This window comes from uncultured Pseudoflavonifractor sp. (assembly GCF_944387805.1).
Lineage (GTDB): Bacteria > Bacillota > Clostridia > Oscillospirales > Oscillospiraceae > Pseudoflavonifractor.
This window is the reverse complement of the sequence record NZ_CALXGI010000026.1, coordinates 17,857-32,512: the sequence shown is the minus strand read 5'-3', so window position 1 is coordinate 32,512 and position 14,656 is coordinate 17,857. Positions and strand designations below refer to the sequence as shown.

Below are 14,656 nucleotides of genomic sequence, written 5' to 3'. Positions count from 1 at the left end.
AAATTTCCATGTTCGGAATACCCGGTAATTTACTAGGTTAGGCTTGTAATCTCTGCGTTTTTGTTATATTATGTAATGAACAACCGAAATAACCCACCATGGGATTTTAGGAGTGACCCTATGAGCCTGCGCATCGGTATCGACATCGGCTCCACCACCGTCAAGGTTGTGGTGCTGGATGAACAGAACAAGCTGCTGTTCCGCTCCTATGAGCGGCACTATTCCAAGGCCCGCGAACGGGCCTGCGAGACCCTGCACTCCATTCAGGATATGCTGAAGGGCCAGGCGGTCCGGATGGTTATCACCGGTTCCGCCGGCCTGGGCGTGGCCAAGGCCGCCAATGTGGACTTTGTCCAGGAGGTATACGCCACCGCCGCCGCCGTCCGCGCCTACTACCCGGACACCGACGCCGTTATCGAACTGGGCGGCGAGGACGCCAAGATCATCTTCTTCGGCGGCGCTCTGGAGGAACGGATGAACGGTTCCTGCGCCGGTGGTACCGGCGCCTTCATCGACCAGATGGCCACCCTGATGAACGTCTCGGTCAACGAGCTGGACGAGCTGAGCCTGAAGCACGAGAAGATTTACCCCATCGCCTCCCGCTGCGGCGTATTCGCCAAGAGCGATATCCAGCCCATCCTCAACCAGGGCGGACGGAAGGAGGACGTGGCCGCCTCCATCTTCCAGGCGGTGGTGGACCAGACCGTGGCCGGTCTGACCCAGGGCCGGGAGCTCAAGGGCAAGATTGTGTTCCTGGGCGGTCCCCTCCACTTCCTTATGGGCCTGCGCCAGCGTTTTGTGGAGACCCTCCATCTGGATGAGGAGCATGCCATCTTCCCCGAGGACGGCGACTGCTTTGCCGCCATTGGCGCAGCCCTATGCTCTTCCGATTATCCCGAGCAGTCCTTTGACGACCTGTTTAAACGGCTGGAGGAGAGCGTGGACGCCACCAACACGGTGGACACCATGCCCCCGCTCTTCACCGACCAGGCCGACTATGACGCCTTTGTGACCCGCCACAACGCAAACCACCCCCCTGAGGCGGATATCCATACATATACCGGCGACGCCTTCCTGGGTATTGACGCCGGTTCCACCACCACCAAGCTGGCCCTCATCGCCCCCGACGGCGGCCTGCTCTACACCTACTACCACTCCAATCTGGGCAATCCGGTGGCCGTGGTGCTGGAGCAGCTGAAGGAAATTTACCAGCTCTGCGGGGACCGAATCACCATCAAGGGCTCTGCCGTCACCGGCTATGGCGAGGACCTTATCAAGAACGCCTTCGGCTGCGACCTGGGCCTGGTGGAGACTGTGGCCCACTACAACGCCGCCCGCCACTTCAACCCCGACGTGGACTTTATCATCGACATCGGCGGTCAGGACATGAAGTGCTTCAAGATCCGCAACGGCGCGGTGGACTCCATCATGCTCAACGAGGCCTGCTCCTCCGGCTGCGGCTCCTTCATCGAGACCTTTGCCAAGGCCCTGGGCTACAGCATCGCAGACTTCGCCAAGCTGGGCCTGCTGGCCAAGCACCCGGTGAACCTGGGCTCCCGCTGCACCGTGTTCATGAACTCCAGCGTGAAGCAGGCCCAGAAGGACGGCGCCAGCGTGGAGGACATCTCCGCCGGTCTGTCCATCTCCATCGTCAAGAACGCGGTGTACAAGGTCATCCGCGCCGCCAGCGCCGACGACCTGGGCAAGCACATCGTGGTTCAGGGCGGCACCTTCCACAACGACGCCGTGCTCCGGGCCTTTGAGCAGGAGCTGGGCCGGAACGTGACCCGTCCCACCATCGCCGGCATTATGGGCGCCTTCGGCGCCGCCCTGGCCGCCCGGGACCTGCATCTGAACGCCAGCGGCCTGCTCAGTGAAGAGGCTTTACAATCCTTCACCCACAGCGCAAAGCCCGTGACCTGCGGCCTGTGCACCAACCACTGTTCTCTCACCGTCAACCAGTTTGACGGCGGCCGCAAATTCATCTCGGGCAACCGCTGCTCCCGCCCCCTGGGCAAGGAGAAGGTGGAGCTGCCCGACCTGATGAACTACAAGTACAAGAAGCTCCGCGCCATGGAGGGCAAGGGCGAGGGCACCGGCGTCCGGGGCCGCATCGGCATCCCCTTCGGCCTGAACATGTACGAGAACCTGCCCTTCTGGTTCACCTTTTTCACCAAGCTCAACTTTGAGGTGGTCCTCTCCCCCGAGTCCTCCCGGAAGCTGTACATCAAGGGCCAGCACACCATCCCCTCCGACACGGTGTGCTACCCCGCCAAGCTGCTCCACGGCCACGTGGAGGCCCTGGTGGAGGAAGGTGTGGATGCCATCTGGTACCCCTGCATGTCCTACAACAACGACGAGGGCATCGGCGACAACCACTTCAACTGCCCCGTGGTGGCCTATTACCCCGAGCTGCTGGCCGCCAACGTGCCCGCCCTGAAGCAGACCAAATTTCTCAACCCCTATGTGGGCCTGTGGCGGCACAAGGACTTTGCCAAGCGCATCGCCAAGATGATGGAGGAGGAGTTCTCCATCCCCAAAAAGGAGTCCTTGGCCGCGGCCAAGGGCGCCTATGCCGCCTACGACGCCTACGTCCACGACGTGCGCTCCACCGGCAGGAAGTACATCGAGTACGCCCGGGCCATGAACATGCCCATTATCGTGGTCTGCGGCCGTCCCTACCACATTGACCCGGAGATCAACCACGGCATCAACGACCTCATCACCTCCTTCGGCTTCGTGCTCATCACCGAGGACGCCCTCTCCTACCTGGAGGGCTACGCCCCCCGGAAGGTCCTCAACCAGTGGACCTTCCAGAGCCGGATGTACAACGCCGCCCGCTATGTCTGCACCCAGAGCGACATGCAGGTGGTCCAGCTGGTCTCCTTCGGCTGCGGCACCGACGCCATCACCACCGATGAGCTGCGGTCCATCCTGGAGGAGGGCGGCAAGCTGTACACCCAGCTGAAGATTGACGACATCAGCAACCTGGGCGCGGTGCGCATCCGTATCCGCTCCCTCATCGCCGCCATCGACGCACGCAAGCAGCAGGCCAAAGCTGCCGCCAACGCCTGACAGGGCACCTGTTTTCTACACAATCTCGCGCGCCTGAACGGCGTAACGTATGCGGAAAGGACTTATCTTTCTATGGCAAAACTGGAATACGACAAGACCGGCCGCCTTCTCTTCACCAAGGAGATGAAGGAGGAGTACACCCTTCTGGTGCCCCAGATGCTGCCCATGCACTTCGCCCTGCTGGTGCGTATCATGCAGACCGAGGGCTATAAGGTGGAGATGCTCAACACCTCCGGCAAGAGCATCCTGGACTATGGACAGAAATACGTCCACAACGACGCCTGTTTCCCCGCCATTCTGGTCATCGGCCAGCTCATCGACGCGGTGAAGAGCGGCAGGTACGACCCCCACAAGGTGGCCCTGGTCATCACCCAGACCGGCGGCGGCTGCCGGGCCTCCAACTACATCCACATGCTCCGCAAGGCCCTGGAGAAGGCTGACCTGGCCTATGTGCCCGTCATCTCGGTAAACCTGTCCGGCCTGGAGCACAACCCCGGCTTCAAGCTGTCCCTGGGCTTTATTCGCAAGGCTGTGTTCGCCGTGTTCTACGGCGACCTGCTTATGAACGTGTCCAACCAGGTCCGGCCCTATGAGGTCAATCCCGGCGACACCGACCGGGCTATTGAGGACTGTATGGACTTCCTCCTCTCCGAGATGAACGAGGGCAGGGGCATGAGCCACAAGACCATGATCGCCAATTTTGAGCGCATCATCGACCGGTTCAAGTCCATCCCTGTAGCCGGAGAGCAGAAAGTCCGGGTGGGCGTGGTCGGCGAGATCTACGTCAAGTACTCCCCCCTGGGCAACAACAACCTGGAGCAGTTCCTCCTCTCCGAGGGGGCCGAGCCCGTGGTGCCCGGCCTGGCCGACTTTGTCATCTTCAAGATCTATAACCGGGACGTGGATGTGGACATCTACGGCGGCAAGTGGATCAAACAGGCGGTATGCCGGGTGTTCGCCGGGTACATCAAGAAGAAGCAGCGGGCCATGATCGACACCCTCAAGCGCTCCGGCCGCTTCCGTGCCCCCGGCGACTTTGACGAGCTCCACAGCTACATCAAAGGCTACCTGGGCGACGGCAACAAGATGGGCGAGGGCTGGCTCCTCACCGCCGAAATGCTGGAGCTCATCCACACCGGCGTGCCCAACATCGTGTGCACCCAGCCCTTCGGCTGCCTGCCCAACCATATCGTGGGCAAGGGAATGATCCGCAAGCTGAAGGACGACTACCCCTGGAGCAACATCGTGGCCATTGACTACGACCCCGGCGCCACTAAAATCAACCAGGAGAACCGGATCAAGCTCATGCTGGCCAACGCCCGGGGCCTCCAGAAGCAGCACGAGGAGGAGGCCGCCCGGGAAGGGGAGCCCGCCGGCGTATGAGCGGGATTCGCTTTGTGGACGCCTGCACCGACGAGCACTTTGCCGCCATGTCTCTTATCCATGCCTTAGGATGGCGGGACACTTATGTGGGCTATGTGCCCGACGACTATATGGCCCGGGAAATCACCGACGACCGGTGGGTGAAGTTCTTCCGGGAGGACTATGAAACCGGGCGTTGTCATGGTCTCCTCCTTTACAGCGGGGATATCCCGGTGGCCGCCATCAACTACGGCCCCGCCCGGACCGAAAACTACAACGCCGGCACCAGTGAGGGTTCCGCTTTTCCCAACGAGGCGTATCAGGGCTGGGGGGAAATCATCTCTTTCTATACCCACCCGGACTACCGGGACAGGGGGTACGGCGGCATGCTCTTTGAGGAGGCGCTCCGCCGGCTCAAGGCCGACGGCTTCCAAAACGCCTTTGTGTTCGTCCTGCGGGAGAACGAGGGCGCCCGGCGGTTTTATGCCGCTCACGGCTTTCAGTGGGACGGGACTCACGCGGATATTCCCTTCCCTCCCGACGCAGTATGTGTTGACTTACGGTACACACGGGCATTATAATATTTCTATATTCTACAAATGAATGGCTGTCCGGTGCTCTCCGGCGGCCCGCAGGGATTCAAAACCACTGTACCAACGGGTTTTCCTCAAAAGAGGGAAACCCGTTCTTTTTTAGGAAAGGAAGATGAATTTGGTAGAAACGGAAAACAAAATGGGCACCATGCCCATCCGGCGGCTTATCATTCATATGTCCTGGCCCATGATGCTCTCCATGCTGGTCCAGGCCCTGTACAATATGGTGGACAGCTACTTTGTCTCCATGATTGACAACAGCGCCTTTGTGGCCCTGGGCCTGGCCTATCCGGCTCAGACCATGATGGTCGCCATCTGCGTGGGTACCGGCGTGGGCATCAACGCCATGCTCTCCCGCCGTCTGGGTGAAAAGCGTCCGGAGGACGCCTGCGCTGTGGCCCTGAACGGCTACTTTCTCTACCTGCTCACCTGGGTGGTGTTCCTCCTCTTTGGACTGACCCTTGGCAACCGCTTTGTGGGCTTTTTCAACAGTGACCCGCTGGTCATGGAGTACGGCGGACAGTACCTCACCATTGTGACCGTATTCTCTCTGGGCGTATGCATGCAGTTTGCCGGAGAGCGGGTGCTCCAGGCCACGGGCAACGCGGTGGGTCCCATGCTGATCCAGGGCATCGGCGCGGTTGTCAACCTGATTATGGATCCGGTGCTCATCTTCGGTCTGGGGCCCTTCCCCGCCATGGGCGTGTCGGGCGCCGCCATCGCCACCGTGCTGGGGCAGTTCGTAGGCATGGCTGTGGGTTTTGTTCTGGTGGCCCGCAACGGCGTGGTGCGGCTCACTCTGCGGGGATTTCGGCCGCACGCTGCCACCATCCGAGACATCTACCGCATCGGCGGCCCGGCCATTGTCATGCAGTCTCTCAGCACCGTAATGACCCTGGGTCTGAACAAGATTCTCAGCCTGCCCAAAATTCTGGCGCTGTACGGCGATGTCCCGGTGTTCATCCTCTCCGCCTACTTCAAGCTCCAGTCCTTTGTCTTTATGCCGGTGTACGGCATGAACAACGGCCTTACCCCCATTCTCAGCTACAACTACGGCGCCCGGCGCCGGGAGCGGATCACCCGGGGCATCCACTTTGCCTTGGCGGCTGCCCTGTGTATTATGGGCGTGGGCATGGTGATTTTTCTGCTCTTCCCCGGATCGCTCATGGAGATTTTCAGTGCGCCGGTGCCGGCCATGGCCATGGGTATCCCGGCCCTGCAGACCATCTCCCTCTCCTTCCTGTTCGCCGGCGTGTCCATCATCCTGGGCGCGGCCTTCCAGGCCCTGGGCGCGCCTATGTTCAGCCTGGCGCTCTCGGTGCTGCGCCAGGTGGTTATTGTGCTGCCCGTCTGCCTAATCTTTGTCCTCATCGCTCCGGACCAGGTCTGGTGGTGCCTGCCTGTGGCTGAGATCCTCTCCTGCGCCGTGGCCCTCTTCCTGTACCGCCGGGTCTATGCTGCCAAAATCCTGCCTATGAAGGCAGCGTCCTGAGGAGGCCGCTTATGAAACCCCTGCTCACCATTCTGCTCTCTGTCCTGCTGCTCCTCTCCGCATGTGCCGGAGAGGCGTCCGTCTCCCCTTCCCCGTCCCAGCCCGCCTCTGGCTCCACTGCTCCTCCGCCCGCCGCGTCCCCTTCCGCCAGCCCTGATGCGCCCGCCTGGTGGGAGAATATTCCCACAGGCAATCTTCCGGATACCCTGTCCGCCGCCGAAGACGTGGAGGCGGGCAGCGGCGGTCTCTACCGCCTGGCTGAGCTGGCTGACCAGGACATTGTCCTCTACGGCTATGGCGGCGAAGATGATGGCGCCCCCTTTGGCGTTCTTCTCGCCAATGGGAACACCATTACCCCTTTCGACCAGGTCTATCTCTCTGCTGAACATCCCATGCTTCCCCAGCTGCGTTGGGAGGATCTGGACGGAGACGGCAGTAAGGAGCTGGCCGTGGTCTATCTGGTATCCAACTCCTCTGACGGCAGCGTCTTTGAACTCCACGTCTACCAGCCCCAGCCGGACGGCGGCTGGAACGACTGCGGCCTGCTGCCCGACTACTATGTTCCCCTGCTGGAGGATCTGCTCTCCTTCTCCTACGACCACGAGGAGAACAACGTCACTATCACGGCGGGCACGGAAAAAATCAGCGTATGGTACGACGGACCCTCCGAGCCGGACGGCTTGGCCACAGTGGGCAATCTGGTGTTTTTCCGCTGGGAGGATGGGGCCTACACCGCTGTATTCGGCCTCCAGATTACTGCCGGAGATGCATCCTGCACGGACATTGGCAGCCTCACTGCCCAAGTGATCTATGATGGAGGTGCCCTTACATTAGCCGGCTTTCAACTGAACGCTATTGGCGGCGTTTAAACCACGAAAAAAGAGACTGCGTCTGTTGCAGTCTCTTTTTTCTATTTTATGCCGACGTAACTATTGACTTCTGCCCCATAATTTAGCATAATAATAATGATTTCAAGCGTTCGAGGAGGCTCTTCCCATGGCTAAGACCGCAAAGTCTGAATCTAAGCCCGTACTTAAATCTGCCGCCCGTATGTCAAAGCGGGGGCCTCTTGATCAGGAGCAGCTGCGCAAAATGGACGCCTATTGGCGTGCGGCCAACTATCTGTCTGTGGGTCAGCTCTATCTGCTGGACAATCCGCTGCTCCGCCAGCCCCTGAAACCGGAGCATCTCAAGCGGCACACTGTGGGCCACTGGGGCACCGCGCCAGGGCAAAACTTTATCTATACCCATCTCAACCGTGTCATCACGCGCAATGACCTGGACATGATCTACCTGGCTGGTCCCGGCCACGGCGGCGAGGCCGTGGTGGCTCAGACCTACCTGGAGGGAACATACAGCGAGGTATATCCCAACGTGGGCCAGGACGAGGAGGGCATGAAGCGGCTTTTCCGTCAGTTTGCCTTCCCCGGCGGCATCCCCAGCCATGTAGGGCCAGAGGCCCCCGGCTCCATCAATGAGGGCGGCGAATTGGGCTACTCCCTGTCCCACGCCTTCGGCGCAGTGATGGACAATCCCAACCTGATTGCCGCCTGCGTGGTGGGCGACGGCGAGGCAGAAACCGGTCCCCTGGCCGCCGCCTGGCAGAGCAACAAGCTCATCAATCCCATCACCGACGGAGCCGTGCTGCCCATCTTCCACCTCAACGGCTTCAAGAGCGCCGGCCCCTCCATCTTCGGACGTATCACCCATGAGGAACTGGAGATGTACTTCAAGGGCTGCGGATGGGAGCCCCGGTTTGTAGAGGGGGACGACGTCCCGCAGATGCACCAGACCATGGCTGCCGCCCTGGACTGGGCGGTGCGGGAAATCAGCCGTATTCAGGAGCACGCCCGCACCCAGAACGACCCTACCCGCCCCCGCTGGCCCATGATTGTATTCCGCTCCCCCAAGGGCTGGACCTGCCCCGCATCCCTGGACGGTTTCCCGGTGGAGGGGACCTGCCTGGCCCATCGCATTCCTGTCCCCGCCGACGCCGCCCATCCGGAGCATATCGCCCTGTTGGAGTCCTGGATGCGCAGCTACCACCCGGAGGAGCTCTTCGATGAAAACGGGCGGCTCATTCCCGAATTGCGTGAGCTGGCTCCTGTTGGCAACCGGCGCATGGGCTCCAACCCCCATGCCAACGGCGGCCAGGTCCTCCGCGACCTCCGCCGCCCCGACTTCCGCAGTTATGCGGTGGACGTCCCCTCCCCCGGCGATCACCTGGGTGAGGACATGCACCAGCTGGGCAAGTACATGCGGGATGTGGTGCGGCTTAATATGGAGGCCAAAAACTTCCGCATCTTCGCCCCTGATGAGGCCAAATCCAACGGACTGGAGCCGGTCTTTGAGGTGACCGGACGGCGGTGGAACACTGAGTTCATTCACAACGACCTGAACCTGGACACCGAGGGCCGGGTTATGGACGCCATGCTCTCCGAGCACATGTGCCAGGGCTGGCTGGAAGGCTATCTTCTCACCGGGCGGCATGGCGTCTTTGTCAGCTATGAGGCGTTTATCCGTATTGTGGATTCCATGGTCTCCCAGCATGCCAAGTGGCTTAAGGTGGCCTCTCAGCTGCCCTGGCGCCAGGATATTGCCTCCCTGAACTATGTGCTGGCTTCCAATGTGTGGCAGCAGGACCACAACGGCTTCACCCATCAGGACCCCGGCTTTCTGGACCATGTGGCCAACAAGAAGGCGGACGTAGTGCGGCTTTACCTCCCCCCTGATACCAACTGCCTGCTGTCCACCTTCGACCACTGTATCAAGAGCCGGAATTACGTCAATGTGATCATCGCCTCCAAACACCCCCGGCCCCAGTGGCTCACCATGGACCAGGCGGTGAAGCACTGCACCCAGGGCATCGGCATCTGGCAGTGGGCCTCCAACGACCAGGGCGCTGAGCCCGACGTGGTCATGGCCTGCTGCGGAGACACCCCCACTCTAGAGACTCTGGCTGCGGTGACCATCCTGCGCAAGTACCTGCCTGAACTCCATATCCGGGTCATCAACGTGGTGGATCTGATGAAGCTCCAGCCCCACACCGAGCACCCCCACGGCCTCACCGACGAGGACTACGACGCCTACTTTACCACTGACAAGCCCATCATCTTTGCTTTTCACGGCTACCCCACTCTGGTCCATGAGCTGACCTACCGCCGCCACAACAAGAAGCTCCATGTCCGTGGCTATAAGGAGGAGGGTACCATCACCACTCCCTTTGATATGCGGGTACAGAACGATATTGACCGCTACCATCTGGTGATGGATACGGTCAAGCGTCTGCCTCAGCTGGGCAACCGGGGCGCCTTTCTCATCCAGCTCATGCGGGACAAGCTGGTGGAGCACCGGCAGTACATCACTACCTATGGAGAGGACATGCCGGAGATTAGAAACTGGAAATGGAACAACGGTCAGGGGATTGAGTAATCCCCCGGCCGCAGAATACGCCCCGGAGACAAAGCGTGTCTCCGGGGCGTATTGTTCTCTTCATTGCTTCAGAACATTCATCCGCCGCTGCCGCTCCTCCTCCATCATGCTGTGGAGGCAATCCAGCGCGTCGGAGAGTCCCCCGATGCGGTCGATGAGGCCGATTTTCACCGCCTCCTCACCGTAGATAACGCTGCCTACGTCAGCCGCCAGTTCCCCTGTCTGAAGCATCATTTTGGTAAAGGTCTCCCGATCCACATGGCTGTTTTGGGTGACAAATTGAATAATGCGGTCCTGAATGCGCTCGAAGTAGTAGAAGGTCTGGGGCACGCCGATGACCAGGCCGTTGAGCCGCACCGGGTGAATGGTCATGGCGGCGGAAGGCGCAATAAAGGACATCTTGGCGGACACCGCCAGTGGTACGCCGATAGAGTGCCCGCCCCCCAGTACCAGAGACACGGTGGGCTTGCGCATGCTGGCAATCAGCTCGGCAATGCCCAGCCCTGCCTCAATATCTCCCCCCACAGTGTTGAGCAGAATGAGCACGCCGTCCACCTCACTGCTCTCCTCAATGGCCGCCAGGAGAGGCATCACATGCTCATATTTGGTGGTCTTGGCGGTGGCGGGCAGTATTTGGTGTCCTTCTATCTGTCCCACAATGGTGATAGTATGAACCGTGCCCCGTTCCGTTCTGATGGTTGCAGAGCCCATGTCTACAATCTGTTGCTGCCGGGCGTTGAGTTCTCTGCTCTGTTCCTCACACTCCGATGCACCGGTCTCCTGCGTCTCTTCTGACATAGAAAAACCACCTCCCTGTGTCCTTAGTATGAGCGGACACAGGGCATTTCATCCGTAAAAAAGGACTTGGCGAAGTTCCGCCAAGTCCTTTTTCTCTTCGTCCTGCCAGGCAGTCCGGCCTCACTCCACAGACTCAAAGGCCGCGTATCTGTTTCCGCCCGCCCGCTTTGCCTCATAGAGAGCTCGGTCCGCGTTCTCATACAAAAGCGTAAAGTCCCTGCCATGACGGGGGTAAAACGCTGCGCCGATACAGCACGACAGTGTCTCCTGGGGAATTTCATCCACGCTGATGGCGCGGATGCGGCTGTTGACCGTGGCCATCAGCCGCTGCGCAACCTCCGGATTGCCCACATTCTTCAGGAATACCATGAATTCATCGCCGCCAACCCGGCCCACAATATCTGTCTCCCGGACCACGCCGCGCAGAACCTGCGCTGTCTTTTTCAGTACCTGGTCCCCTGCGGCGTGACCGTAGGTGTCATTGATCTGTTTAAAGCGATCCAGATCCACCATCAGAAGCACCTGGAGCCCCCTGCACCGCTCATCGTTGAGCCAGTCTGTAATGCTTCTGGCTGTACTCTCCTTGTTGAGAAGTCCGGTCAGAGAATCCTCCTCTGCCTTCCGCACCAGCCTGCGCCGGTCCCGGGCATTCATCTGATACAGCGTCAGCAGCAAAACTCCCACACCAGCCAAAAATGCCGCACCCAGCAGCAGTTCATAGTGGGTGATAAACACATAGCTGGACTGGGCGTTTTCTTCGCTTACCACATAGCAGAGCACCCAATCATTGCATTCCAGCGGCTCATAGGCCAGATAACTGCCTACGCCCTCGCTCTCTACAATAATGCTGCCGCCGCTTCTGTTCTGAAAATCCTCCCGTATCTGATCCAGCGATCCCTCGGAGAACTTTACCTTTCCATACGCCTCAAAGAAATTCTGCTCTGTCCAGTCAGCGTCAGCTGTACCGGCACTTATAACTGTGCCGTCTGATGTAATAAGAAAGGACTGACCGTTCCCGTTATAGATATCCGCAAACAGCAGGCTGCTCAGCGCACCCACATCATAAGAGCCGCCCAGGACAGCGATCACTTCATCGTCCTGCCACACCGGAACAGCAAGCACCACTTTATTGTCCCCATCCACGGAACTGAGAAGGGGATCGCTCAGGGCGCGCTCCCCCTTGATAGCCTTTTGGAAATACGCCCGATCCGCTACCTCTGTACGGACGCCATCACTGCTGTATCCGGTCCCGTCTGGCAAAATCAGCATGGTACGGCCAAAGGTATCCGTGGAGGATATGGAGCGGAGGATATTTTCAATCTCCTCCTTCTGAAGGTCCTGAAACTCCATGCCGATATAGCCGGCAGCCGCTTCCAGCGCATCGAACTGAAGCTCAATAACCGCCTCAAAGTGATAGCTCTGCTGTTCCACATTAGAGCGGAGCAGCTTTACGGTATTCTTTCTGACCGCATTATCCACGCTTGCAAAGAACACCATAAATGCCGCTGCAAGGTAGCACAGGAATACGGCCAGCGCAATTGCATATCTTAGTCTGTTCTTGCTTCGGTGCCAGTCCATCCCCTCACCCGCACTTCTGCTGAGATACTAAAATTATAGCAAAGTATTTGTACACTTTCAATTTCAAATAAATTTTTTCTTTTCCCTTTTTTCTCCTAATGTGACTTAAAGTGTTCTTTTTCGGTTTTATCACATTAAATTCGACATTTTTTATTGTTATTCTACTAATTTCGACATATTTTTATTTAGGAATTTTGCCCAGTCAAATTTGACTAAACACGCATACATGCGGCAACGGGCTCCGCATTATGCGGAGCCCGTTGTTTCTGTCTCGTCAGCGCGCTTCGTAAACTGCCTTCATACCCTTGTAGGTCATGTAACAGTCCAGTTTGCTTACGGTCTCATAGGGGGCGTGCATGGAGAGCACGGGTACACCTGCATCCAGGGTATCGATGTCACGCTCGGCCATATAGACGGCCACAGTGCCGCCGCCGCCCTGATCCACCTTGCCCAGCTCAGCCATCTGCCACACCACGCCGGCCTCGTCCAGGATGCGGCGCGTGTAAGCTACCAGCTCGGCGGAGGCATCGGACGCGCCGGACTTGCCCCGGGCGCCGGTGTACTTGCACAGGCCCATGCCCCGGTTGACAAAGGCGCTGTTGCGCTTCTCAAAGGCCTCAGGGAAGTTGGGGTCATAGGCGGCGCATACGTCGGCGGACAGGCAGAAGGAGCGCTCATAGCAGGCCTTCAGAGCCACGCCCTGGGCGTCGCACAGGTCGCTCATAAAGGTGTCAAAGGCCGCGGATTTCATGCCGGACACACCCTCGGAGCCAATCTCCTCCTTGTCGGCCAGCATACACACAGCGGTGCGGGCAGGCGCACCGTCCAGAGAGAAGAGGGCCGCCAGGGCCGCATAGCCGCAGACACGGTCGTCGTGGCCGTAGGAGCCGATGAGGGAGCGGTCAAAGCCGATGTCGCTGGCGCGGAAGGCGGGCACGGCGGTCAGCTCGGCGGAGATGAAGTCCTCCTCCACAATGCCGTACTTCTGGTTCAGCAGATCCAGGATGGCCAGCTTCACCCGCTCAGAGCCCTCATCATCCTTGAAGGGGCGGCTGCCCACCAGCACGTTCAGGCTCTCGCCGGGAATAGCCTCAGCCAGGCTCTTCTTGTTCTGGTCAGCCGCCAGATGGGGCAGCAGGTCGTCCACAGTGAACAGGGGATCGCCTGCGCCGCTGCCCACAGCCACCTTGATGACGCTGCCGTCCTTCATGGCAATGACGCCGTGGAGCTCCAGAGGGATGGTCACCCACTGGTACTTGCGGATGCCGCCGTAGTAGTGAGTCTTGAGGAAGCACATTTCCGTGTCCTCATAGAGGGGGTTCTGCTTGATGTCCAGGCGGGGGGAGTCGATGTGGGCCGCGCCGATGTTGACGCCCTCGCTGAGAGGAGATGTGCCTACTACGGCCAGCATAATGGCCTTGCCCCGGTTAACCCGGTAGAGCTTATCGCCGGGCTTGACCGCCATGCCCCGGACAAAGGGCTTGAAGCCCCGCTCCTCGGCCTGGCGGACGGTCTCGTCCACGCACTCGCGCTCGGTCTTGCCCGCGTCCAGAAACTTCTTGTAGTCCTCACAGTAAGACTTCATGGCGGCCTCGTCCTCCGCCGTCAGGCGGTCATAGCCGTTCTTGGGCTGGTAGAGCAGGGCCTCACGCCGCAGCTCACCCGCTGTCTTCTGTTTCTCTTCCATCTTATTTCCTCCTTACTCGGGACGGATTTCCGCTCCGAGATTCAGTATTTTTTCAAACAGGGCCTTTGCCTGCCGGGCAAACTCCGCCTCTTCTCCGGTGTTTTCCAGTACAGCAGTACAGTTCTGCCGGAAAAAGGCGTCGCTCTGCTGTGCCTTCACCCGCATGCGTGCGTAGTCCTCCGAAATACCGTCCCGGGCCATAATGCGCCTGACCCGTACTTCCGGCGGGGCCAGGATAGCCACCACCGCGTCGCACAGGTCGCCCAGGCCGCTCTCAATGAGGGCGATGGCGTCCACGGCAGCCAGAGGACGCCCCTCTGCCCGAGCCGCGCGGAGCAGCTCCTCCACCCGCTGACGGACATAACGGTGGGTGATGGTATTCAGGTCGGCCAGCAGGGCCTTGCTCTGAAAAACCAGAGCGCCCAGCTTCTTTCGATCCAGCCGCTGTTCACTGTCTAGGATACCGCGTCCGAAGCGTTCCGTCAACTCGTTTCTCATGGCGGCACTTTCTTCCAGAAGCTGGTGATACACCTGGTCGCAGTCAATGACGCAGCCACCCAGAGCGACCACCGCCCTGAGGGCAGTGGTCTTTCCCGCCCCGGTAGGGCCGGTAATGCCGATAATCTTCATTCTTCTCGC

10 protein-coding genes are annotated in these 14,656 nt (G+C 59.6%); 6 read left to right on the top strand and 4 right to left on the bottom strand.

Annotation, left to right across the window (positions count from 1 at the left end; all coding sequences use genetic code 11):
* Positions 1-120: 120 nt before the first annotated feature.
* From Q0K06_RS08185 to Q0K06_RS08160, 6 genes are all read left to right on the top strand, one after another.
* A complete protein-coding gene (locus Q0K06_RS08185) occupies positions 121-3,075 on the top strand; it encodes an acyl-CoA dehydratase activase (RefSeq protein WP_294550981.1) in 2,955 nt (984 codons plus the stop codon).
* A gap of 72 nt (positions 3,076-3,147) precedes the next feature.
* Positions 3,148-4,458, top strand: coding sequence for a 2-hydroxyacyl-CoA dehydratase (locus Q0K06_RS08180; RefSeq protein ID WP_294550978.1), 1,311 nt, complete (start codon positions 3,148-3,150; stop codon positions 4,456-4,458).
* The gene (locus tag Q0K06_RS08175) at positions 4,455-5,018 is read left to right on the top strand and encodes a GNAT family N-acetyltransferase (protein ID WP_294550975.1); all 564 of its coding nucleotides are present in this window, start codon (positions 4,455-4,457) and stop codon (positions 5,016-5,018) included. The genes Q0K06_RS08180 and Q0K06_RS08175 overlap by 4 nt, the downstream gene beginning before the upstream one ends.
* A 124-nt stretch (positions 5,019-5,142) precedes the next feature.
* Positions 5,143-6,522 (top strand): MATE family efflux transporter, encoded by a 1,380-nt coding sequence (locus Q0K06_RS08170; protein WP_294550972.1) that lies wholly within the window; start codon positions 5,143-5,145, stop codon positions 6,520-6,522.
* Positions 6,523-6,533: 11 nt separating this feature from the next.
* The gene (locus Q0K06_RS08165) at positions 6,534-7,391 is read left to right on the top strand and encodes a hypothetical protein (RefSeq protein WP_294550970.1); all 858 of its coding nucleotides are present in this window, start codon (positions 6,534-6,536) and stop codon (positions 7,389-7,391) included.
* A 181-nt stretch (positions 7,392-7,572) separates the two neighbouring features.
* The gene (locus Q0K06_RS08160) at positions 7,573-9,954 is read left to right on the top strand and encodes a phosphoketolase family protein (protein WP_294550986.1); all 2,382 of its coding nucleotides are present in this window, start codon (positions 7,573-7,575) and stop codon (positions 9,952-9,954) included.
* Positions 9,955-10,014: 60 nt separating this feature from the next.
* On the opposite strand, the gene Q0K06_RS08155 is transcribed toward Q0K06_RS08160, so the two are convergent.
* The 4 genes from Q0K06_RS08155 to coaE form a co-directional block, all read right to left on the bottom strand.
* The gene (locus Q0K06_RS08155; protein WP_294550968.1) at positions 10,015-10,752 is read right to left on the bottom strand and encodes an ATP-dependent Clp protease proteolytic subunit; all 738 of its coding nucleotides are present in this window, start codon (positions 10,750-10,752) and stop codon (positions 10,015-10,017) included.
* Positions 10,753-10,872: 120 nt separating this feature from the next.
* On the bottom strand, positions 10,873-12,249 hold the full coding sequence (locus Q0K06_RS08150; protein WP_294550966.1) for a sensor domain-containing diguanylate cyclase: 1,377 nt from the start codon (positions 12,247-12,249) through the stop codon (positions 10,873-10,875).
* Positions 12,250-12,604: 355 nt separating this feature from the next.
* Positions 12,605-14,017, bottom strand: coding sequence for an aminopeptidase (locus Q0K06_RS08145; protein WP_294550964.1), 1,413 nt, complete (start codon positions 14,015-14,017; stop codon positions 12,605-12,607).
* A 12-nt stretch (positions 14,018-14,029) separates the two neighbouring features.
* Positions 14,030-14,647, bottom strand: coding sequence for a dephospho-CoA kinase (gene coaE, locus Q0K06_RS08140; protein WP_294550962.1), 618 nt, complete (start codon positions 14,645-14,647; stop codon positions 14,030-14,032).
* Between the last annotated feature and the right edge of the window lie 9 nt (positions 14,648-14,656).